The organism is Paenibacillus sp. FSL H3-0302, assembly GCF_037982245.1.
GTDB classification, from domain to species: Bacteria; Bacillota; Bacilli; order Paenibacillales; family Paenibacillaceae; genus Paenibacillus_AQ; species Paenibacillus_AQ odorifer.
Genome location: NZ_CP150284.1, coordinates 1,788,834 through 1,812,207 on the forward strand (window position 1 = coordinate 1,788,834; position 23,374 = coordinate 1,812,207).

Consider the following 23,374-nt stretch of genomic DNA (forward strand, 5'->3'; position numbering starts at 1 on the left):
GGGGTCCGATAAAATCCCAAAATAGCGATTATGCTGCGAATAAGGTCCACTGGGTCCGATAGCCTCATGAGCTTTGTTCGCGCGAAAAGGTAATCTAGTGACGGGGTATTGTTGTTGCTCAGATGCCCCAGATGCCAGATGCCAGATGCTCCCGATGCTCCCGGTGCTCCCGGTGCTCCCGATGCTCCCGATGCTCCTGATGCTCTTGATGCCCCCGATGCTCCTGATGCCCCGTATGCCCATGGCAGTTCACATAAGGTACTTGTGATCGACGGAGCGGCTACAGAGAGAATCGGTTGTGATTTCTAGCTGTGGATCAGCGGTTTTGCTTGCGATATTGCAAAGGCGAACGTTTAACGATTTGTTTAAACACACGCCCGAAGTGGGCGATGCTGTCAAAGCCGGTATCCTCGGCGATGTTCGTAACTTTAGCGTTGGTGCTCTGCAAGAGACGTTGGGCTTCCTTGATCCGAATGTAGTTTAGATATTCTACGATGGTGAAGCCAGTTGTCTGCTTGAACACTCGGCAGAGATAGGTGCTGCTGATGAAAAAAGTCTCAGATAGCCGCTCCAATGTAAGCTTTTCAGCATAATGTGTTTGTAAAAAATCAATAATTTCGTAGACTTTTAGCTGCTTCTCACTGTTCTCAGGGGCAATGGGCTCGCGGCTTATTTCCTGTATTCTGTTCATTTCAATAAATAGTTGGATGAGCAGCGTCTGCAGATAGGGGGATTGCTGTGTCCGTGGTTCTGTTTGTTCTTTTAGCATGCTGAAAAGAAGATATTCAATGACCCCCTGCTCATGTACTCCGGGCCGCAAAAGCAAGCTTTGTGTAGCCATAAATGGAAAATGCAGCTCGAAATGTGCCAATGTCTTTTGCAGAAAGCTTTCCTCAAAGTTAATTAAGATCCGTTCATGGCTTGCAGAGCCTTTAGAGGTGGTACGATGGAGCTCGTTCTTGTTAATAAAAATCAGATCACCTTTACGCAAGGTGTAGATCAGATTGTTAATGTAATAACTGCGTTCCCCGGCGAGTAAATAATAAATTTCATAAGTATCGTGATAATGGTCGGAATCCATGCTGAATGGACCGGCTCTTTTTATTTGCTCAATTATAAAAGGAGGCTGAGGCTCCTGTTCCATACTAAATCTGCTCCTTTCTGATAATGAGGATAATATTTGCAAAGTTTTTGTTATTTCTGCTAAGAATCGCTTAGATTAAGATATATTTTATACTATACACTATAAGAAGAAAACGCTTTTAAATCAATAAGTGATGGAGTGATCCTGATGTCCAACAAGAAATATGCTTTCGTAGGAACCGGCGGCCGAGCGGAGTTTTTTTATGGTGAGATCACCACGAATTATCGTGAAACCTCTGAGATTGTAGGCTTTTGTGATGTGAATGGAGCAAGAATGGATTATGCGAACCGTTTGCTGGAGGAAAAATATAAATATCAAGCGGTTCCTACCTATAAAGCTCATGAGTTTGACCGTATGATTGAGGAAACCAAACCTGACACGGTTATTGTCACGAGTATTGACCGCACGCATCATCGTTACATTATCCGGGCGATGGAGCTTGGCTGCGATGTTATTTCGGAGAAACCGATGACAGTGGATGAAGAGAAATGTCAGGAAATTCTTGAAGCGATTGAGCGGACTGGGAAAAAGCTGCGTGTGACCTTCAATTACCGCTATGCCCCACACAACACCAAAATCCGTGAACTCATTATGGACGGCGCGATTGGAGAAGTGCTTTCCGTCAACTTCGAGTGGCTGCTAAATACGCAGCATGGGGCGGATTACTTCCGCAGATGGCATCGTGATAAACGGAACAGCGGAGGTCTGTTGGTTCATAAATCCACACATCATTTCGATTTGATGAATTTCTGGCTGGGTTCGCGCCCAGATACGATTTATGCGATGGGTGATCTAAGATTTTATGGCAGAGAAAACGCGGAGAAGCGCGGGGTGACTGAGTTTTATCAGCGTGCTCATGGTAGCAGTGCGGCGGAAAATGATCCGTTTGCCCTGCATCTTAAAGATAATGAGCAGTTAAAGCAGATGTATCTGGATACGGAGCATGAGGATGGCTACCTGCGTGACCAAAGTGTGTTCGGTGATAATATCAGCATTGAGGATACGATGGCGGTTATGGTCAAATACAAAAATAAGACGATTATGAATTATTCACTTAATGCTTATCTGCCTTGGGAGGGTTTCATTGTGGTATTTAATGGGACCAAGGGGCGGATGGAAGTAAAGGTCGTCGAACAGTCTTATGTAAATGCCGGAGGAAATAAGGAAGATGAAGGGGCGTTAAAAGACAAGCGGATCACGGTCTTCCCTCATTTCGCAGCACCTTATGAAGTGGAGATTGAAGAAGGAGTTGGGGGGCACGGAGGCGGAGATCCTGTGATGCTGCGTGATATTTTTGAACGTCCGCTGGAGGATCGCTTTAATCGTGCAGCATCCCATGTGGACGGAGCGTTGTCTATTATGACCGGGATTGCGGCAAATCGTTCAATAGCTACTGGACTTCCAGTTAAGGTAGATCAGTTAATAAAATTGTAGTAGCCCGTTTATGAACAAGCGGCTTTGGGTTCGTAGGGAGCGTTTCTCCAGAATCCCGGAGGGCCCTCCGCTCTGTCCACATGTTAAGCCAACTTCTACTCTTAGATTGAGCTAAAAAAAGTGAAAATAAAAGGCTGTCTCCAAAATGAACTGCACCCCGTCAAGTAGACAGCACAAAAAATAAAAGTAGTTTAAGCGGCCTTAGTCCTAAATTCAATGGGACTGAGGCCGTTTAGTTTTGCCTGTAACCGTTCGTTATTGTAAAAATGAATGTAGGTATCAATATCTGTTTGGAGTTCTTCAAAGGTCTGGTAGGAATGTAAGTAGTACTTCTCACATTTCAATGTTCCCCAGAAGGATTCCATCGGCGAATTGTCAATGCAGCAGCCTACTCGGGACATGCTTTGCTTCAGTTCTGCATCGTCCAGCATCTTTTTAAAATGCAGAGAGGTATACTGAAAACCACGGTCGCTATGGAGTAAGGTTCGGCTCTCCGGTGCTGCCTTCAAAGCTAATTCCAGTGTGTTAAAAACTAGCGAATTATTATTGGAATGACCCAGAACGTAAGCAACAATCGACTTGTCATACAGATCTTTTATTGCACTTAAATACGCCTTCTTGCCGTTTCCGTATTTGAATTCCGTTACATCCGTTACCCATTTTTGGTTTGGAGCTTCAGCCTCAAAATTACGGTTCAGCACATTCTCTGCAACCTGCTGCGGCGTGGAGCCTACATACTTCTTTTTCTTTCTGCGGATGACTGACTGGATGCCTTGGCATCTCATCAGCCGGTACACTCGCTTTGCGTTAATAGATTTATCCATTTGTCTGCGCAAATGCAGGGTCAATTGGCGATACCCAAAGGTTCGTTCCACCTTCTCATACAAGAGGAGCATAGCCTCTGTCAGTTTCTCGTTGTCTGCCTCTCGAGAACTGGGTTTGCGATTCAACCATTTGTAATAACTTGACCGTGAAATCCCTGCGATGTCACACAAAAGCCGAATGGAGCAAGACTGTTCCTGCTGAACGGCCTGAATGGCCAGGTAGATGTTCACCTGGCGAATGGTCCTTAACGTCTCCTCCTTTCGAGTTCCTCTAACTTTTTTAGAAAAGCATTCTCCGCACGCAGGCGTGCATTCTCGTATTCCAGCTTTTGCATCGCGAGTTCGTGGCGATCTGCTTCCGTAAGTTCTTCAGGCGCTTTAGTGCGTCCTCTACCGTCTCGTAACGCCTCTTCACCACCAGCTTCGTACTTCTTTACCCAGCTATATACTTGTTGGTAAGACACGTGAAAATGGCTTGCCGTCTTCGCATAGTCTTCTCTGTTCGAAAGGCAGTACAGCACGATATTTATCCGTTCCTGCCAAGTGGTTACGCGTCCTTTGGTCATAGCTTTAGTTCCTCCTGAATGAGCTGTTAAGCTGTTGCTATGACCATTATACTTCCTAATCCAGTTGGCGAGTTGGGTTGAACTTGCAATCTTATACTTGCAGATGATTTGGTTTTGCGACAATCCTCCCTCGAGATAGTCCTTAACGGCATGGAGTTTAAGTTCTGCAGAATATGTACGATTGTAGCTTCGGACTTCCAGCCCTTCGTATCCATACAATTGATAACGTTGCCGCCACTTCACTAATGAGTTTTTGGATATTCCATACTTCCGGGCCGCAGTTTTCAAACCAATGTCGCCCCGTTCAATTTCTTGGAGAATCGTTAACTTTTCCAGTGCTGTAAACTTCTTTTGTTCCATAAAAATGCTCCCCATACAGCGACAGGTTTTTATTATTTCACCTGTCTACTATATGGGGAGCATATCAAAAATCATCGTAGATGACTAAGAGACAGCCTTGTTTATTTTAGCTAAAACTCAATTATTGTTTGACGACGTTAAAGCCATCTTTTTGCAATTGGGTCACGATACCATCGTCACCGAGCATATGCAGCGCGCCAACGACGACAAGGTAAGTCGCTTTTTTATCACTATTCAAATATTCTTTTACATGCTTCACCATGTTGACGTTACGATCCGAAACCAGGCCTTTATAATACTCTGGCTCTTGCGCGACCGCTTTTGTCATCGCTACGAGCGACTGCTCATCACCTTGCATCCACATTTGGGATAGTGCATCCAGCGAAGCTGCTGCGGAAGTATTGTCCGTTTGATTGAGGCTGCCGAGTGTGTCGACAAGAAGCTTTTCTTGCAATCCATCTGAGAACTGGTCGAACATATTCAGCTGCAATTGTGTGTTTTCCAGTTCAATAATAGGTTTGTTCAGCTTGCCTGCTTTTTGTAAAAAATATAAATCAATGCCGGTATCCGCCGTATAACTTGTAACTTGCATCTGTAGACTTGAGACACCTTGGGTAACGACCCACGGTTTGAAGGAATCGAATGCATTTTCCGCCAGACCATTTGCTTTTAGCAGCTGAGTTACTTTGTTATATGTATCTGCGGATACATGATCCTTGAGCTTGGTTCCATCTGTATAAGAGCCTTTTTCCAAAATAAACTTTTGGATCTCAGCTTGATCAATCTTAGAGATATCTACTTCGACACCTAAATATTGCGAGGCTTCAAAAGCAGCTTCAATCTCCGGACGCAGCGGGTACATTTTGTCGTTAGCCACATGGATAGAACCAAGCAGATAGACGGTGTTGCCGTTGTTCTCCACTTTCCATAAGAATCCGGTGCTTCCGGCAGCTTGAGTATCGGCCACAAAAGTGATGGTGCGCAGCGCTGGACTCCACTCCACCTTATAGCCGATCGTTTCTCCTATAAAGCGGACAGGAACATAGGTGACATTGTTGATGGTTTTAGGAGCCACCTCTAGTTTTTTCTTCTCCCCGTTTACCGTTGCGGTTGTGCTACCGATGGTCAGTGAGAGGGCCAGTCCATTTTTGGTCCCTGTTACGGTTTGGGTTTTTTTATTCCAATTAATATTTACATTAAGCTTCTCTAGCAGGGGACGCATAGGAACTAGGGTCGTTCCTTTTTCTACAACAGGGTTAGAATTGCCTAACTTTATTTCGGTTCCATCAATCCATACACCGACAGGCTTTTCAGCAGCATGCGCAGTGGTAAAGACAGACATAACCATGAAAATGGATAAAAATAATGCACCTAGCTTTTTCATTAATAGGACACTCCGTTTCTAAAAAAGAATGAAAGATGTAAGTCACTCTCTGATTTTAACGTATTTTCCCATAAACAGTTATACCTTTTGTTACTATATTGATTTGATGCCTATGATTGGAAAGTAAACTTACAGTACTTCACGTCATTCAAAAGTCAAAATAATGCACATCAAAGCAAAAATCGCCCCTATTAGATCCTGTTCACTCTCCTTATCATGAAACGTAAGAAACGAAGAGCCTGAAGGGAGCAAGGAACTTATGTGGAGCAGTGCGATTGAAGATGCGATAGAGAAGGTACGTAAGAACATAGACCGATTCGGGGGCAGTTTCCCTCATGTCAGCAGGAATGGAACTTATCAGCTCAATAACAACGACGATTGGACGAACGGATTTTGGAGCGGCATGTTGTGGTTGTGTTATGAATATACGCGGGATGACAGCTTCCGTATTGCGGCATCCCATACCGTAGAAGATTTCCGCCGCCGTTTCGCGGCAAAGACCGTGCTTGATCATCACGACATTGGCTTCCTGTATTCGTTATCCTCTAAAGCCCAGTGGATTATAGATAAAGACGAATCAGCGCGTCAACTGACATTGCAGGCGGCAGACTTGCTGCTGAAGCGCTGGCGTACAGCTGGCGGTTATATTCAGGCTTGGGGACCGGAGGGGGATACTCAGGAAGGCGGGCGGATCATTATTGATTGTCTGTTAAATCTTCCCCTTTTGTATTGGGCAGAAGAACAGACCGGTGATTCCGAATACAGGGAGGTGGCGGTCATGCAGGCGGAGAAAACGAGACGGTATCTGGTACGGGGAGATGACAGCTCTTACCATACGTTTTTCTTCGACCCGAAGACCGGAGAGCCGATTGGCGGCGCCACTCATCAGGGCTTTACTAACGGATCGACCTGGACGCGCGGGCAGGCTTGGGGTGTTTACGGTTTTGCATTATCCTACCGCTATACCAAAAATCCGTTGTATTTGGAAACGTCCAAGCGGATGGCCCGCTATTTTCTGGAGCATTTGCCGCAGGATCATGTCGCTTACTGGGATTTTAATGCTCCGGTATCTCCGAATACTTACCGGGATAGCTCGGCCTCAGCAATAGTAGCAGCCGGACTACAGGAACTGCTGGAGCTAATGGATGGGGAGGATTCTGAGCGGGCTTATTTTCAGCAGGGATTAGTGCAGTCGATGACTTCGCTTGTGCAGAACTATTCCACGCTCGGTGAAGAGGCGGAGGGGCTGCTGAAGCATGGTTCTTACCATGTGCGCGGCGATCTGTCTCCAGATGACTTCATGATCTGGGGAGATTATTTCTATCTCGAAGCATTGATGCGGCTGCAAAAAGGCAACAAGGGGTACTGGTATGAACGCTGATGTCAGACAAATTTCCCCCTATGCCGTCTTTGCGCTGCTCGACCTTGAGTTGCCTGCTTTAGCTCTAGTGAAGAATGCACTCAGCCAAGCGCGTCAGGACGATGCGCTGATTGAATTGCATCGGTATTTGACCCGCCGGAGCACGCCGGGCTGGCGGATAGAGGATAACCGGAAGCAGCAGCTTATTGACTATGTACGGCTTTATTGTGCAGACGAACTGGAAGCAGTAATGAAGACAGCGGATGAAGTTGTGGAGCAGACGTTTCTCTTTCGTTTTACCTGGGATATGGAGCGCAGCCGCATTCCGGTTACCTTTGAGGAAGAAATTGACTGGCGTCATGTTCCGGACAAGGATGTAGAATGGGCTTATATGCTGAATCGCCACCGCTACTGGGTGGCATTAGGACAAGCGTATGCGATAACAGGTAAAGAGGTTTATGCGAGAGCATTTTGCTGCCAGCTTGAAGATTGGATAGACCGTAACCCCGTTCCAGACAAGCCTACGAATGATACGCTGACATGGCGTACAATTGAAGCGGGCCTTCGTTGTGCTAACTGGATTAAAGCACTGTCTTATATACAGGATAGTCCGCTGCTCACACCGACGCTGCTGGCCAAAGTGATGATATCTCTCCATGAACACGGCCAATATTTAGCTTTATCGTTTACGGGCTGGAAGAAGATCAGCAACTGGGGGGTGCTGGAGACTTGTGGTTTGTTCCAAACTGCGCTCTACTTCCCTGAGTTCACTAGTGCCAATAACTGGCGACAGCTCAGTGAGGAGAGATTGGGAGAGACGGTGCGAATTCAGATTATGGCGGACGGCATCCACTGGGAGCAATCGCCCACCTATCACCATGAGGTTTTGGTATGTTTTCTCGACTTCATCCGCTTAGCCCGATTGAACGGACTGGAGCTTCAGGAAGAATTTCAGCAAAAGGTTCAGCAAATGGCTGTCGCTTCATTGTATTGGGCCAAGCCGAATCACCGGCAGCCGATGCTTGGCGATAGTGATGACAGCGATATCCGTTCGCTTTTGACTTATGCGGGCTGGTTATTTCAGGATGCTGTACTCCGCTTTGGCGGATACGATCAAATGGATTATGACAATGCCTGGTTGTTTGGGATAAATGGAGTTGAGGGCTACGAGCGGCTGAATGCGGAGCTACCGCCAAACTTGTCACACGCCTATGCACATTCCGGCCATTATGTGATGCGAACGGGCTGGGACGAGCAGGATTTGTACCTATATTTTCACTGCGGACCGCTTGGGGGTGGACATGGGCACGCGGATCTGCTACATTTCGATCTGTATGCCTATGGGCGGGATCTGCTTACCGATCTTGGCAGATACAACTATAGTGATCATACACCACTTAGAAAAGCGCTAAAAGAAAGCGCTGCCCATAATACGACCACTGTCGACGGAATTGGATTTACCGAAGTCACGGATACATGGTCCTTCTCTCAGATTGCGAAGCCAACGGGCTGCCAATGGATCAGCCATCCGGACTTTGATTATGTAGAGGGCAGCCATGACGGCTACCGTCATTGGGATGATCCGGTCTACCCGTTAAGGAGGATTCTATTTATTAAGCCTTTTTACTGGCTTCTGGTGGACAGCTTCAGTTCCCGGCAGGAGCATACATTTTCCCAGCATTTTCATTTTGCACCCGGAACGGTTCAGATGGAAGATGGAACGCTAATATGCCTTACAAAAAATGAGCGGGAAGCCAATCTTTGTATCCTTCCTGTTCATGTTGATGGTCTTCAGGGCAGGATGGATGCTGGGGTAATCTCCCGCGAATATAATCTGCTGGAACCCAATCAGTATGCTGTGTACTCCCGAAAGGGGAAAGGAACGGTCTCGATCATGCAGGTGCTGTACCCGCAGCCTGCGGGTGAGTTGTTCTGTCCGCTGGTCGAACAGGTGCCGATTTACCGCCATACGGGTGAACCGGTGGCTGCTGCACAGGCGGAGGCCTGCCGCATCATCCTCCCCGAAAGGAATGAGGAGCATATTATCGTGATCAGCCACGAGATTCCATCCAGTCATTTAGATTCCTATGTAGTGGAAGGCGTACAAATTTTTGGAGAAGTAGTGCTTATGGTTTCTGCAGACGGTCAAAAGAAAGTCACGGTAATCAGATAATGTATGAATACTGGACAACGGGCTGATAGAATAAAAGAAAAGAGCATGAGAGAGGCGCGGAGAAAACATGTTCAAATTCACTTACTATAGACGTATCCAGGTTTCATTTCTTTTGCTGATTTTTATCCCGCTGATTGCAGTATCGATCATCTCCTTCGTGCTCATCCGGGATACGATGGTAGAGAAGCTGCAGCTCAGCAACGATAACTTCCTGAACGTTATGATTGACGAACTAAACAAAACTATTGATGATGTGACGTTCGCTTCCCATTTTATTGTAAACGATACCAATTTCCGCGCTAATCTGAAGTCTTTTGCGGATACTGAGCGGCTAAATAGCTATCAGGATTACGTACATTTTACGCAAATTCAAGATGTGTTTTCGCTCATCAACTCTAAGCCGTTGAATAATAATATCCGCATGTATTTGGTCAACCGGAAACACTTTGTGATCTCCTCTGGGACGGAGAATTTATCTGTAATCAATGCTAACCTGGACAAGCTGATGAGCCGTGTCAATATCCACGAACCGGAGACCTTGCAATGGCTTGGGATGGCTGACAGCGGTTCCGGTAAAAGCAGCAGCTATTATATTGCCAGAGTAATCTATGACAGCCGGGAGAAACAGCAGGTGTCCGTGCTGCTTATCTCAATTCCTGAATCCTATTTCAATAAATTGCTCGGACCCGTCGAATTTGGCAAGGTTGCGTTATTTGATTCTGGAGGAGGCTTGATCGCTGGGAACTCAGAATTGGCTTCAGAAGGCAAGGAAGCGAGAGGAAGCGTTCGTACAGCCAGAGCTATCGACAAATCCAATTGGCAGCTGATCTATGAAGCTTCGGAGAAAGAATGGTCGGGCCAGATCTCGCGGACGTTTTATAGTGGCATTGGCTTGGTACTCCTCTTATTTATTGTCTTTTCGGCTACCTCCATGCTGATTGCCAAAAGATTGCATAGTCCGATCATGAAGCTGCAGCGCGTTGTGCGCCAGTTCGGGATGGGGAATCTTGATGTCAGGCTGGAGGTCAAGGGCAAGGATGAAATCGCTGAGCTGGGGCAGACGTTGAATACTATGCTGGACCAGCTGCAAGGACTGATTCACGACATCGAGCTGGAGCAGGAACAGAAGCGGGTGATGGAGCTGGAGGCGCTGTTTATGCAGATTCGCCCCCACTTTTTGATCAACACGTTGAATTCGATTAAATGTAGCCTTATTTTGGCCAAAGATAAGCTGCATAGCGGGATCATCGATTCATTAATGAGTCTGCTCCGGGCCTATTTGAAGGTCAATGAACCGGCTACCTTGCGGGAAGAATGCAAACTGCTTGGCCATTATATCGATATTATGAAGATCCGCAACGAAATCCCTCTTGAACTGGAGGTCGATCTGGAAAAGAATACAGAGAAGCTCATCGTCCCTAAGCTAATTTTGCAGCCCCTTGTAGAAAATGCAATCGTCCACGGATTGGTTGACCACCCGGCACCGCGTATTGTCGTTCGCTCGCGAACGGTCCCTGATGGGATCATGATTGAAGTTGAAGATAATGGCTGCGGTGCAGGGGCTGAAGTTCTGGCGGGCCTGAACCGCAGGTTACTGTATAAGGACGATGAACAGGATGAAGCTTATCAAAGGGTCGGGTTAATGAACGTAGTTCAAAGGCTGAGGCTGACCTATGGGCAGGATACCCGCTTGTCGCTGCATAATCTGCCGCAGGGTGGGGTGTCCGTTTCTCTGTATTTGCCGCAAGGCAATCATCAGGTTAATCTGTCAGAGAGAGAGGGATATTGATGTATAAAGTGATGCTCATAGACGATGATGTTCCTATGCTCAAAGTGCTTCAGCAGATGATTGACTGGGAGGCACATAGCTTGCAGATTGTCGGCAGCACCTATTCCAGTGCCAAGGCGTTATTAATGTTTGAGGAAGTGCAGCCTGACATTGTGATCACGGATATTGGTTTGCCGCAAAAGAACGGGATTGAGCTAGCCGATTGCTTCACCCGCATGAAGCCGGAGGTCAGAATTATTTTCCTGACCTGTCATGAGGATTTCCATTATGCTCAGCAAGCGGTAAAGCTGAAAGTGGATGATTATTTAATCAAGGACCAGCTTACAGAAGAGCAACTGGAGAAAAGCCTTGCCAAGTCCGTACACTTGCTTAAGTCGAAGATCGGGTTGATCAGCCATGGGGAGACAGGCTACAACAGCCAGCTCTTCCGGCAGAACCTGCTGCAAAGGGTGATTGGCGGTGCTCCGCCTGAAACCACACTGGCCTATGCGGCGCAAATCGGCATATCCTGGACGTATCCGTGGTTTATGCTGGGCACGGTCAGTATTCATTTTTCCAGCTTCGACAAGCGATACAAGCAGAGTGAGTATCCACTTATTCTATATGCTATTTACAATATAGCCTTGGAATTGTCCGAAACGTGTGAAGGGGTTACGCCTTTCTTGGAGCAAAAGAATATTGTGATTTTATATAATTACCGTGTGAATCTGGCGCAGAATGCCAGTCTTCATTTTCACGATTATTTACAGCGGCTGTGTTCTGAATGCTCCCATCTTCTTAAGATTCAACCGGGCATTATTGCCGTCACAGAGAAAATGGAGCTACAGGCGATTGGCCAGATCCATCGGCAGATTGTTCAGGACAAATGCGAGTTCTATGCAAGTGCGGATTACACGGTTCTGGATACTTTGCAAATCGCTTCTCCACGTTTCCAGCCTGCTCCCCAAGGATTTCTGGACAGCTATATCCCGCAGATGGAACGGGCCGTGATTAAAAAAGACCTTGAAGCCATCCGTGGCACTCTACAGGAAATCGCTAGGACTGCAAAAGTTATGTCTATTCATCCTGGCGATTTCGCCCGGGATTTATCCTTTATGCTCCGCGGCATCGAGTTAATGTTTACGAGCCTGATGTTCGATGAGGATCTGTTCGTCTATCTCGTGCAGACCCGCACACTTGAAGATACGATGGAACTGGTGGAGAGAAAGCTTGTACAGATTACAGGCAGCAAGCAGCAGGTGGCAGGAACTTCTCCGCAGGAGCCCAAGCTGCAGCTTATCCAGCAGTATATCGACCAGCATCTAGGCGATAATATCACTTCAATTGATATGGCACGTTATCTGTTTCTGGATCCAAGCTATTTTTCGCGTTATTTCAAGCGCATGACTGGCCTGACCTTTACGGACTATGTGCATCAGCACAAGATGAAGGTCGCTACCAAAATGCTGAAAATCTCCAGCCAGAACCTGGAGTCGCTGGCCGTCGGCCTGGGATATTCGGACAGAACCTATTTTTCAAAAGTGTTCAAAAAATATGTAGGAACAACGCCAAGCGAATATAAATCCAAACATTCGGTACGCTGAGAAGTACAATTGTTAATGATATGAACAGACTCGCCGCCCCTCTAGGGCGGTTTTTTGTTGTCGGCGTACAAAGGTCAAAATCTTGCACATTCCGGGTCATAATCACTCCTTCTTGCGGAAGGCGGATGTATTACTATAATGACAAATCAAATTGTCGAGGTGATACAACGTGGAGGCTGCAAAACAACCTGTGCCAAAAATTCTGCAAGAGAAGCGGAAATTCTGGACTCCGCAACGGAAAGAGGCTTTAACCGGGTGGCTGTTTTTGGCACCGGAAATTGTCGGGATGCTTTTTCTTAATGTATTTGCGCTTGGATTCTCACTTTATTTGAGCTTCTCGAAATGGGATCTATTGTCGGGAGTCAAAGGAATCGAGTTCATCGGATTGGATAACTATATCAAAATGTTCCATGATCCGAGTATCATTCAAGCTTTGAAGAACAATGCTTTTTATATGATTATGACCGTGCCGATACCGATTGCGATTGCGCTGGTGCTCGCGGCATTGATTCAAAACAGTGTGTTCCTCAAAAATTATTTTAAAGTGGCTTTCTTTATTCCTTATATTTCTTCGATTATTGCGATAGCTGCCGTATGGAGTGCATTGTTCCATCCGTCTCTTGGACCGATCAATCAGTTGCTGATGGAGTTTGGAATTTCCAGCCCTCCGAAATGGCTAGTTGATCCAAAGACCTCACTGTTATCCATTGCTATTATCAGTTCTTGGGCGAGTCTTGGCTACACCATAATTATCTATATGGCTGGCTTGACGAATATTTCCGATGAAATCTACGAAGCCGCCGAAATAGATGGCGCCAGCGCGTTGAAAAAATTCTTTGCCATCACAGTTCCGATGCTGCGTCCGACCACATTTTTCCTGCTTATTACCATGCTGATTGGCTCGTTTAAGGTGTTCGACATCATCGCCTTTTTGACCGAAGGTGGCCCGAATAATTCTTCTACCGTGCTTGTGTTCAGGATCTATGAGGAAGGGTTCAAATACTACAACATGGGCTACGCTTCTGCAATTTCCTGGCTGCTATTCGCTGTCATCGGCTTGATTACCGCAGCCACTTGGAAAATGAGAAATGAAGAATAAAGGGGGGAGATTAACATGCAACTGATTAGAAAAAATATGTCCAGAGTGATCACTACCTGCATCATGGGGGCTTTGTCCATTGTATTTCTTATTCCGCTGATCTGGATGATTTCCGCAGCCTTCAAATATGAAAAAGATGTAATGCGCTTCCCGATCCAATGGATTCCCGAGAAGATCAATGTAGCGTATAATTTCAAGATGGTTTGGATGGGACGGGTACCTTTCTCCCATTTCTATTTAAACTCCTTTAAAGTTGCGATTATTACAACCTGCATCACACTGATCATTTCATCTATGTCGGCGTATGCCTTGACCAAAATCAAGTTTAAAGGACGGAATATGGTCTTTCTGGCGCTGCTGTCATTCATGATTATTCCTGACCAGGCCACGCTGATTCCGCGTTTTCTGCTGATTCGTTGGTTCGGCCTCTATGATACTCATGCTGCTATCGTATTAATGAGTATGTTCTCCATTTACTTCACGTTCTTGCTGCGGCAATTTATGATTGGTATCAGCGACGAATATATTGAAGCGGCGCGAATTGATGGTGCAGGCCATTTGCGGATATTCTGGTCTATCATTGTTCCGCTCTGCAAGCCGGTGCTCGCTACCGTGGCGATCATTAAATTTATCTGGACCTGGAATGACTACCAGAATCCGCTGATCTTCTTGCTAAACAAGAATCTGTACACTATCCCACTCGGTATGACACTGTTCCGAGATGATTATTCGAACAACTATGCGATTATGATGACGGCAGCCGTTTCGGCGATCATCCCATTGGTCATCGTGTTCATTGCCCTGCAAAAGCAAGTCATTAACGGAATCTCCTTGGGAGGCGTAAAGGGCTGACTTGCGAGTCTGCAAAAGAGGGTAAAAGTCAAAAATGTGATCCTACTACAGCAAAATTGTGCACTTGGCCTGTACAGCGGGTGCCTATAATAAGAAATGAACAAGGCACTATACTTAAATTTCAGTGCGGGGGGAAGTAAAATGAAAACAAAGGGCAAAAAAAGATTATCCGTTGTACTAGGCTCCATGCTGGCGGTTTCCTTAACGTTAAGCGCCTGTGGAAATTCCGGAAATTCAGAGAAGAATGGCGGTGCTGAAGCCAGTACGAATACCGGGAACACCAAGGTGGACAAGCAAGTCGCCATCAAATATTACAACTGGGACAATGAAGCCCAATCAGCAGGCACGGATGCCATGCTGCAGGAATTTATGGATCAGAACCCAAATATCAAGGTAGAGCATGTGACACTCGTTCCCGGTGATTCTGTGGAGATGCTGAAGAAACTCGACTTCCTGATTTCATCCGGCGAAGCGATTGACGTTGTTCAGGTACCAAGCCTTGGAGGCGTACTTGAACGGGCGACCCGGGGAGCACTTGCCCCGCTGAATGAATTCTATGAGAAGGATAACCTCGTTCCTGAGGATGAATATTATGTGAATGCTAAGGTAGACAACAACTATTATGGGATGCAATATACCAAGAGCAGCAACTATGTAATGCTGAACAAAGATGCACTGGATGAAGCTGGGCTGCCTGTACCTACTTTTGGCTGGACATGGGATGACTATCGCGACTATGCCAAAAAACTGACCAAAGGTGAAGGCGTAGACAAACGTTACGGCACATACTTCCACACCTGGGAGTTGTATATGAACGCTCCGGCCCAAACGATGATGAAAGATCCATTCGTGTATGATGACGGGACGACCATTTTCGCGGATCCAACCTATAAATACTTCTTCCAGCTGCGCAAAGATATGGAGTCTGCTGATAAATCTGCGAAAACTTATGCAGACGCTTTAGCGGCTAAGCTCAATTACCGCACGGAATTCTTTAATGAAGAAGCCGCTATGATTCTGGCTGGTAACTGGACGATTGCTGATCCGGGCAATACTGAGCAGTATCCGCATGATTTCAAGACAGCTTTTGCTCCGGTACCGGTGCCTCCGGCAGGATCGGAACCAAAAGAATACGAGGGCAAATACTTCACCAGCGGCAATATGCTGGCGATGGGCGCTACTTCGAAGAACAAAGAGGCGTCTTTCCAACTGATGAGATTTATGTCAACGGCTGTTAGTGATAACAGACTGGAATTCTCCGGTTATAAAAAAGCGGATAATGAAGCCTTGCTGACCAAACTGGTAGCTGGCAAAGAGGATATGTATGATATGGATTCACTCAAATATACACTCTTTGACAGTGCAATCCAGTTCCTTGATGGTGCGCAGGTGATGACGACGGCAACGTCCGAATTGACCAAAATAATCGATGACGGCTTCAGCAGATTTATGCTTGGAAATGAATCGATTGATAAGGTGCAGCAATGGATGGTTGATGAAGCAACAAAAATTATCAACGAAAAAGGTGTCATCAAATAAACAGGGAATAAGCAAGTATCACAAGTTGTGGACGGGGCTTTGGAAGGTCATCAACTGGCTTTCCAAAGCCTTATTTATATATTGGGCCTACACAAACATATGGGAGAGTGTAGAAATGATGGAAAGCAGATTTTCACAGAACAAGCCGGAAGAGCAACTGGCGCTGCCTTCTAGGGAACAGCTGGAGTGGCAGGACCTGGAGCTGGGGATGTTTTGCCATTTTGGCATCAATACGTTTTGCGATCAGGAGTGGGGAGAAGGCAATGATTCACCTGCGGTCTTCAATCCGCTTCATTTGGATGCCCACCAATGGGTTAGTACAGCCAAAGAAGCTGGATTCCGTTATTTTATACTGACAGCTAAACATCATGATGGCTTCTGCTTGTGGCCGACTGCGACAAGTACTTATTCTGTGGCTTCTAGCCCATGGAAAGAAGGGCGCGGCGATGTCGTCAAGGAATGCGCGGAGGCTTGCCGTGAACTTGGAGTTGGCTTCGGCATTTATTTGTCTCCGTGGGACAGACATGAGCCCTGTTATGCAGATCCGCAAGCGTACGATGATTTCTATGCCCTGCAATTGCAGGAATTGCTTACGGGCTATGGTCCGCTTACGGAAATTTGGTTCGACGGCGCAGGGTCGGAGGGCCGCAATTACGATTGGCAGCGGATTATGGATCTGATCAAGTGCCATCAGCCAGGCGCCATGGTGTTTAATATGGGGGCACCAACGATCCGCTGGGTTGGCAATGAGGATGGTGTTGCTCCTTATCCATGCTGGAACACTGCGAATTCTGCGCGGGGTAGCATGTTCAGTGAAGCTTCATTGAACTGGCTTCCCGGAACGCCGAGCTGGGTGCCTGCGGAATGCGATGTGCCCATCCGTAAAGACCGCTGGTTCTGGCATCCTGAGGAGGAGCATCTGCTGCTGTCTCTGGAGCAGCTAATGGATATTTATTATCGTTCGGTTGGACATGGGGCAACTTTGCTGCTCAATGTAGCCCCTGACAAACGCGGGCTGTTTCCGGAGGCTGATGTGCAGCGGCTGCTGGAATTCGGCAAGGAGATAAGACGCAGATTTGACAAGGCTCTGGCGGTAACCGCAGGTACAGGAGATATTGTTGAACTGGAATTGCCAGCAGCTACTGTGATTGATCATGTCGAGATTATGGAGGATATCGCTTACGGCGAAAGAGTAGAAGGATATATGCTGGAAGCGTACAGCAACGGAGCGTGGCTGGAGTTGAAGCGTGGCAGTTCGATTGGCCATAAGAAAATCGATGCCTTCCCTCCGGTTGTCGCAGAGAAAATCCGCTTACGGGTGTCAGAAGCTGCCGCAAGCCCCAAGATCAGACGGCTTGCCGTCTACCACTGCGGGGAATCGTTAGAATAAATATTAATAAAGGAGGTTGTCGATAATGAGCCTGCTCACCTGGAACGACGGACACTATTTGCTGGACGGACAGCCTTATCGTATCGTATCGGGAGCCATTCATTATTTTCGGGTTGTGCCTGAATATTGGAAAGACCGGCTGCTGAAATTGAAAGCCTGCGGATTCAATACCGTGGAGACCTACATCGCCTGGAATATACATGAACCTAAAGAAGGGGAGTTCGTATTTGATGGCATGGCCGATGTGGTATCTTTTATCGAGCTGGCTGGGGAGCTTGGGCTTCATGTTATTGTCAGACCGAGTCCATTCATCTGTGCGGAGTGGGAGTTCGGAGGCCTGCCGGGCTGGTTGCTAGCTTACGGGGAACTCCAGCTTCGCTGCTGTGACCCTCTTTATTTAAGCAAGGTAGACCGTTATTACGATGAGCTAATTCCTCTGCTGGTTCCGCTGCTCTCCACACATGGCGGACCAATTCTGGCCGTTCAGGTAGAAAATGAATATGGCAGCTATGGTAATGACAGTGGCTACCTGGGCTATATGCGTGATGGACTGGTCAGCAGAGGGATCGATGTGCTGCTCTTTACTTCCGACGGGCCAACCGATGAGATGTTGCTCGGCGGAACACTGGAGGATGTGCATGCGACAGTCAATTTCGGCTCCAGTACAGAGGAATCCTTCCGCAAATATCGGGAATACCGCTCTGAAGAGCCGCTTATGGTGATGGAATACTGGAACGGCTGGTTTGATCACTGGATGGAGGATCATCATGTACGTGATGCCGGGGATGTAGCAGGTGTTCTGGATGAGATCCTGACCCAGGGCTCCTCATTTAATATGTACATGTTCCATGGTGGAACTAATTTTGGTTTCTATAATGGTGCGAATCATATCGTCACCTACGAGCCGACGACTACAAGCTATGACTATGATGCCCCGCTCACGGAATGGGGAGATACGACGGCGAAATTTGAAGCTGTCCGGTCGGTACTCAGCAACCATGGATTTGCCCCGACTTGTCCATTCCCTGAGCCGATTCCGAAGATTTCTTACGGGAAAGTCGCTTTGACGGAAAGAGCGGAACTATTCACGGCTTCCAATCTGGAGAAGTTATCAGAGACGGTGAACAGCGTGTGTGTACAGCCGATGGAGAAGCTCGGACAATCCTATGGTTTTATATTGTACAGCACTTATGTGAAAGGGCCGCGCTCTAGACAGAAGCTTTACATCGAGGGCGTGCGCGATCGGGCGCAGGTCTTCCTGGATGGACAGGTGCTTGGGGTGATTGAGCGCTGGAATCCGCTGCCACTGGAACTTTCCATCCCCGCTGGGGGAGCACAGCTGGATATCCTCGTCGAGAACATGGGACGAATCAATTACGGGCCGCTCATTCGCGATCCGAAAGGGATTCTGGACGGGGTTCGGATTGATAACCAGCTGCAATATAACTGGACGATTCGTACTTTGCCGTTGGAACAGGAACAGCTGGCTTCACTAGCGTACAAGAAGCACCCGGTGGAGAAGCAGCAAGCTGCGACCCTTTCGGGTCTGCCCGGATTCTACCGGGGCAGCTTCGAGGCGGAGGAGATTGGCGATACCTTTCTACGATTCGATGGATGGAATAAAGGGGTCGCCTGGATTAACGGATTTAATCTGGGCCGTTACTGGAACGTTGGACCGCAGCGGGCGCTATATATCCCTGGTCCACTCTTGCGCAAGGGGAGCAATGAGCTGGTTCTTTTGGAGCTGCATGGTTGTGCGGAGACTTGCGAGATTGAGCTTGTGAACCTTCCTGATCTGGGAAGAACTTCGGCCGTCGATGACGCCGTGTTGAATTTTGTGCAGGATGATAACTTGTAGATGCCTTTAGCTTTAACCAATTCTAAGATTGGGGTGAACAAATGCGTAAACCAAGTCTATTTTTAGTATTAGTTCTCATTGTTGATCTTTTTTCTTCCTGTGGGGGAGTTCTTTATCCCTCGCATAGCAGGGCATCTGCGGCTGCATCAAATCTTATGCTTAACGGAAGCTTTGAGAATACAACGACAGCCCTTGACTCAACCTGGACAGGGGTTACAGACGCTGCTCCGGTGGGCTGGAGCTTATGGGTCCCTACAGGTAGCGGGAAAGGCACGAATAAAACAGCGAATATCAAGATAGACGCTGGCACTGCGCATGAAGGAACCCGGTCCATGCTGTTCGATGCCTTTGCCACAAGCAGGATTTCCATCAATCAGGGGGTAACTTCGGTTATCCCCGGTAAATCCTACAGACTTAAAGTCTGGTTAAAGACGGACAACGTCACTGGACAGGGAGCCTACTTTAGAACACAGTATTACAATACTGCCAAAGTGGGAGATGGACCTTCCTCTCCCAAAATAACAGGCACACAGGACTGGAGTTTGCAGCAAGTACTTCTAACTATGCCGGCTAACGCGACGAAGCTAGTCATCGAGCCTTTTTTGGAGACTGGAAAAGGAAAGCTATGGATAGATGATATCGCTTTGGAGGAATATGCGGGTCTTACAGGAATTGCGCTAGACCGTACGGCCTTTTCTATGGTCAAAGGGGACACGGTTGCACTTCTGCCGACTTTATCCCCTATAACGGCGGTGGATAAAACGGTAGTGTGGACTTCGAGCAATCCAGAAGCTGCGACTGTGGACGCACTTGGTAATGTAATGGGTACGGGGATCGGTTCTTCGACCATCAAGATCGCCACACCGGATGGTAGCCTTGCAGCCGAATGTCTGGTTACTGTCGAAGCTCCCGACACGATACAGGCCTACAATAAACTGAGGCTGAAATGGTACGACCGATTAAGTGGTGGTCAATACGATGGGAGTGATCCTGATATAGCTGCTAGTATTAGCGCTCAGGCTGCATCGGCTGCTGTACTTTGGGAGAGTATGGATAAATCCTCCGGCCGCACCTCCTTGTGGAGTGATACCGCGAGCACTACAGATTCGCAGTTTATTACAAGCGCTTACAATCGCTTGAAGACTATGGCATTGGCCTATTCTGTGGAGGGATCGGAGCTTTACGGCAACAGCGTTTTGGTGAATGATATTGTAAGCGCAATCAATTGGATGTATACAAACCGCTATAATCCGAGCAAAAGCGCTTATGGGAACTGGTGGGACTGGGAGATTGGCACGCCGCAGATTGTGAATGATCTTATGGTGCTCATGTATGACCATCTAACACCGCAGCAAATCAATCAGTATCTTGCGGCTATTGATGCCTTCTGTCCAGACCCCAAAGTAGGGTCGGTGCTTGGCGTTAAAGGCACGAAGATGACGGGAGCAAATCTACTAGATAAAGCACTTGTGGTCACGGTAAGAGGTGTGATTGGCAACAACAGTGCAAAGATCATTCAGGGCCGTGATTCCATTGGCTCCGAGTATGTGTACACGACCCATGGTGACGGTGTGTATAAGGATGGTTCCCTCGTTCAGCATAATAATATTGCCTATACGGGAGGATATGGTTCGGTCTGGCTCAAAGGGACGGCGGACATGTCTTATCTGCTGACCGATTCTCCATGGCCAATAACGGACCCGAATGTTCTGAATATTTACGAATGGGTGGCTCAGACTTACGAGCCGGTGATCTACAACGGTCAATTTATGGATTCGGTAAATGGCAGAGGTATATCTAGAAAAGGAAGCGGCAGCGCAAGAGGGTTGATTGTCACCTTGCTGCGGATGGCTGAAACTGCTCCGGAGAATATTGCAGTATCCATAAAGCAAGCGGCGAAGGAATGGATTTCAGCGAATATGACATCCGGCAATTATTATGAAGGGTTGTCGCTTGCCGATATAACGATTGTGAAAAAGCTGATGAATGACGGAAAGATCAATCCAAGAGGAGCTCTCATTAAGAATCAGGTATTCGCCGGCATGGACCGGGTGGTTCATCTACGCGAAGGTTACGGCTTCGGCTTGAGTCTGTTCTCGAATCGCATCTCGGCGTTTGAGAAAGGGAACAACGAGAACCTGAAAGGATGGTATACGGGGATTGGGATGACCTATTTATACAATCAGGATCTGACCCAATACCGGAATGACTTCTGGCCTACCGTCAATTCCTACCGCTTGTCTGGCACGACAACGGATGGATCGGGGCAGGGGATGGTGCCTGTGGAATGGAAAAGTTACATGAATCCGAAAACCTGGGTGGGTGGATCGTCGCTGGAAGGCCTATACGGTGCAGCAGGTATGGATTTCTCACTCTCCCAAGTGACCGGTAGCGATTTGCAAGGCAAGAAATCCTGGTTTATGTTCGATGATGAGATTGTGGCTCTTGGTTCGGGAATTTCTAAATCAACTGCCGGCCCGCAGTCTGTTGAGACGATTATCGATAACCGGATGCTTAACGAAGTGGGAAACAACAAACTTCTAATCAACGGAGCTGTAGAACCGTCACAGTCCGGATGGTCAGCGACGTTAAAGAACGTTCAATGGGCCCATCTGGAGGGTAATGTGCCAGGTGCCGACGTGGGCTACTATTTCCCTGAAGCTCCAAGTATACTGGCGCAACGTGAAGCCAGAACCGGCAGTTGGAAAGAGATTAATGCCACTCAATCCGATGTTCCCATTACACGCAACTATTTAAGCCTGGCAGTTGAGCATGGAGATACGCCTACGAATGGCTCATACTCCTATGTTCTGTTGCCTAATCGTGACATTTCAGGTACTGAGGATTACAGTGGCAACCCGGATATCGAAGTGCTGCGCAATACAGAGGATGTGCATGCGGTCAGAGAGAAGAAGCTGGGCATAACCGCCGCTAATTTCTGGAATCCAGGAACAGTAGATTCCATCAAGGCACTCAATCCAGCTTCCGTGATGATTCGGCAGATCGATCAGGAGCTTGTCGTTTCGGTGTCTGATCCTACTCAGTCGCAAAACCTATTGTCCCTGGAACTGGATATACCGGGGTTGACACTGCTCAGCAAAGATAGCAAGACGGATGTAGTGCAAGCTTCGGGAAATACAGTTATAACGGTGGATGTGAAGAATTCTATAGGGGCAACGCATGTATTGAAATTTAATATTACTGAAGGAGAGACTCCAAAAGACGAATATGACGAGCTTCGTGGAAGATGGGTGGAGTATTTGACCGGAGGGCAATCCTTCGACCCGAATAACCCGGACATTGCCAAGTCTATAAAGACTTTATCCGATAAGATCAGTAATCAGGAGCGAACTGGATTCTGGGATACGATGAACAAGCAAATGAACCGTACTTATTTATGGAGCGATAAGCCGGGCAGCACAGCGGATGCTTTTGATACGGCAGCCTCTTATAACCGGTTGAAGGATATGGCTATTGCCTTTTCGACATCCGGCTCACCATTGTACGAGAATATGCAGTTGAAATCAGATATTATGGATGGTTTAGATTTCTTATACGACAATTGGTATAACGAAACTAAACTGGAGAAAGGCAATTGGTTCGAATGGGAGATCGGCATTCCGCTTGCATTGGGAGATACGATGGCCTTAATGTTCGAGTATTTGTCAGCCGATCAGATTACCAAATATACCAAAGCCATTGATAAATTCTGCCCGGACCCAACCAAACGGACCAATCAACCCTCGTTGATGGAAACCGGCGCGAATCGGCTGGATAAAGCACTGGCAGTGGTCTTGAGGGGCATTCATAATCGTGACAGCGCGAAGATCAAACAAGGGCGGGATGCAGTTAGCCAAGTATTACCCTATGTGACCCGCGGAGACGGATTTTATGAGGACGGCTCCTTTATCCAGCATAATAATATTGCTTATACCGGCAGTTATGGGGCTGTATTGCTTGGCGATATGATGAAAATGATGACTTTGCGCCAAGCCATCCGCGCTGGGTTGGTCTGAGTC

15 protein-coding genes are annotated in these 23,374 nt (G+C 47.3%); 12 read left to right on the forward strand and 3 right to left on the reverse strand.

The features are described from left to right. The first annotated feature begins 138 nt into the window (after positions 1-138). Entirely contained in the window at positions 139-309 is a 171-nt protein-coding gene (locus MHH50_RS07895) for a hypothetical protein (protein ID WP_340034171.1), read from the forward strand. 7 nt (positions 310-316) lie between these two features. Here MHH50_RS07895 and MHH50_RS07900 read toward each other — a convergent pair whose 3' ends face one another. Beyond that, a complete protein-coding gene (locus tag MHH50_RS07900) occupies positions 317-1,144 on the reverse strand; it encodes a helix-turn-helix domain-containing protein (protein WP_076301920.1) in 828 nt (275 codons plus the stop codon). 147 nt (positions 1,145-1,291) lie between these two features. Between MHH50_RS07900 and MHH50_RS07905 the strand changes: the two genes are divergently transcribed. After that, positions 1,292-2,578, forward strand: a complete 1,287-nt coding sequence (locus MHH50_RS07905; protein ID WP_076141355.1) for a Gfo/Idh/MocA family oxidoreductase — start codon at positions 1,292-1,294, stop codon at positions 2,576-2,578. A gap of 191 nt (positions 2,579-2,769) precedes the next feature. On the opposite strand, the gene MHH50_RS07910 is transcribed toward MHH50_RS07905, so the two are convergent. Both MHH50_RS07910 and MHH50_RS07915 read right to left on the reverse strand, forming a co-directional pair. Next, positions 2,770-4,328 (reverse strand): IS3 family transposase gene (locus MHH50_RS07910; RefSeq protein ID WP_340034172.1). Its coding sequence is split into 2 segments (ribosomal slippage): positions 2,770-3,695 and positions 3,695-4,328, totalling 1,560 coding nucleotides; the frame shifts between segments, so codons are not numbered across the junction. A 121-nt stretch (positions 4,329-4,449) separates the two neighbouring features. Then, complete coding sequence (locus MHH50_RS07915) at positions 4,450-5,712, reverse strand: TraB/GumN family protein (RefSeq protein ID WP_036675660.1); 1,263 nt, start codon at positions 5,710-5,712, stop codon at positions 4,450-4,452. Between the two features lie 259 nt (positions 5,713-5,971). Between MHH50_RS07915 and MHH50_RS07920 the strand changes: the two genes are divergently transcribed. The 10 genes from MHH50_RS07920 to MHH50_RS07965 all read left to right on the forward strand — a co-directional run bounded on the left by MHH50_RS07920 (position 5,972) and on the right by MHH50_RS07965 (position 23,371). Next, on the forward strand, positions 5,972-7,093 hold the full coding sequence (locus MHH50_RS07920; RefSeq protein WP_076279774.1) for a glycoside hydrolase family 88 protein: 1,122 nt from the start codon (positions 5,972-5,974) through the stop codon (positions 7,091-7,093). Beyond that, a complete protein-coding gene (locus tag MHH50_RS07925) occupies positions 7,083-9,245 on the forward strand; it encodes an alginate lyase family protein (RefSeq protein ID WP_076279773.1) in 2,163 nt (720 codons plus the stop codon). The genes MHH50_RS07920 and MHH50_RS07925 overlap by 11 nt, the downstream gene beginning before the upstream one ends. Before the next feature lie 67 nt (positions 9,246-9,312). After that, on the forward strand, positions 9,313-11,034 hold the full coding sequence (locus MHH50_RS07930; RefSeq protein WP_076279772.1) for a histidine kinase: 1,722 nt from the start codon (positions 9,313-9,315) through the stop codon (positions 11,032-11,034). Continuing rightward, positions 11,034-12,617 carry a response regulator gene (locus MHH50_RS07935; protein WP_076279771.1) on the forward strand — a complete coding sequence of 528 codons (1,584 nt, stop codon included), beginning with the start codon at positions 11,034-11,036 and terminating at the stop codon, positions 12,615-12,617. The genes MHH50_RS07930 and MHH50_RS07935 overlap by 1 nt, the downstream gene beginning before the upstream one ends. Positions 12,618-12,786: 169 nt before the next feature. Next, the gene (locus tag MHH50_RS07940) at positions 12,787-13,716 is read left to right on the forward strand and encodes a sugar ABC transporter permease (RefSeq protein WP_051490863.1); all 930 of its coding nucleotides are present in this window, start codon (positions 12,787-12,789) and stop codon (positions 13,714-13,716) included. 15 nt (positions 13,717-13,731) lie between these two features. After that, positions 13,732-14,568 carry a carbohydrate ABC transporter permease gene (locus tag MHH50_RS07945; protein ID WP_036675652.1) on the forward strand — a complete coding sequence of 279 codons (837 nt, stop codon included), beginning with the start codon at positions 13,732-13,734 and terminating at the stop codon, positions 14,566-14,568. A gap of 141 nt (positions 14,569-14,709) precedes the next feature. Continuing rightward, positions 14,710-16,107, forward strand: a complete 1,398-nt coding sequence (locus MHH50_RS07950) for an extracellular solute-binding protein (RefSeq protein WP_076192894.1) — start codon at positions 14,710-14,712, stop codon at positions 16,105-16,107. A 115-nt stretch (positions 16,108-16,222) separates the two neighbouring features. Next, entirely contained in the window at positions 16,223-17,497 is a 1,275-nt protein-coding gene (locus MHH50_RS07955) for an alpha-L-fucosidase (RefSeq protein WP_254848818.1), read from the forward strand. A 25-nt stretch (positions 17,498-17,522) separates the two neighbouring features. Continuing rightward, positions 17,523-19,355 carry a beta-galactosidase gene (locus MHH50_RS07960; RefSeq protein ID WP_076279770.1) on the forward strand — a complete coding sequence of 611 codons (1,833 nt, stop codon included), beginning with the start codon at positions 17,523-17,525 and terminating at the stop codon, positions 19,353-19,355. 155 nt (positions 19,356-19,510) lie between these two features. Next, positions 19,511-23,371: a polysaccharide lyase family 8 super-sandwich domain-containing protein gene (locus MHH50_RS07965; RefSeq protein WP_340034173.1), complete on the forward strand. Its 3,861-nt coding sequence runs from the start codon at positions 19,511-19,513 to the stop codon at positions 23,369-23,371. The last annotated feature ends 3 nt before the right edge of the window (positions 23,372-23,374 follow it).

Coding starts and splice junctions, on each gene's coding strand:
- MHH50_RS07905 (WP_076141355.1), top strand. CDS start 1,292: ATGTCCAACAAGAAATATGCTTTCGTAGGAACCGGCGGCCGAGCGGAG.
- MHH50_RS07960 (WP_076279770.1), top strand. CDS start 17,523: ATGAGCCTGCTCACCTGGAACGACGGACACTATTTGCTGGACGGACAG.
- MHH50_RS07950 (WP_076192894.1), top strand. CDS start 14,710: ATGAAAACAAAGGGCAAAAAAAGATTATCCGTTGTACTAGGCTCCATG.
- MHH50_RS07965 (WP_340034173.1), top strand. CDS start 19,511: ATGCTTAACGGAAGCTTTGAGAATACAACGACAGCCCTTGACTCAACC.
- MHH50_RS07915 (WP_036675660.1), bottom strand. CDS start 5,712: ATGAAAAAGCTAGGTGCATTATTTTTATCCATTTTCATGGTTATGTCT.
- MHH50_RS07945 (WP_036675652.1), top strand. CDS start 13,732: ATGCAACTGATTAGAAAAAATATGTCCAGAGTGATCACTACCTGCATC.
- MHH50_RS07920 (WP_076279774.1), top strand. CDS start 5,972: ATGTGGAGCAGTGCGATTGAAGATGCGATAGAGAAGGTACGTAAGAAC.
- MHH50_RS07955 (WP_254848818.1), top strand. CDS start 16,223: ATGATGGAAAGCAGATTTTCACAGAACAAGCCGGAAGAGCAACTGGCG.
- MHH50_RS07900 (WP_076301920.1), bottom strand. CDS start 1,144: ATGGAACAGGAGCCTCAGCCTCCTTTTATAATTGAGCAAATAAAAAGA.
- MHH50_RS07935 (WP_076279771.1), top strand. CDS start 11,034: ATGTATAAAGTGATGCTCATAGACGATGATGTTCCTATGCTCAAAGTG.
- MHH50_RS07925 (WP_076279773.1), top strand. CDS start 7,083: ATGAACGCTGATGTCAGACAAATTTCCCCCTATGCCGTCTTTGCGCTG.
- MHH50_RS07930 (WP_076279772.1), top strand. CDS start 9,313: ATGTTCAAATTCACTTACTATAGACGTATCCAGGTTTCATTTCTTTTG.
- MHH50_RS07895 (WP_340034171.1), top strand. CDS start 139: ATGCCAGATGCTCCCGATGCTCCCGGTGCTCCCGGTGCTCCCGATGCT.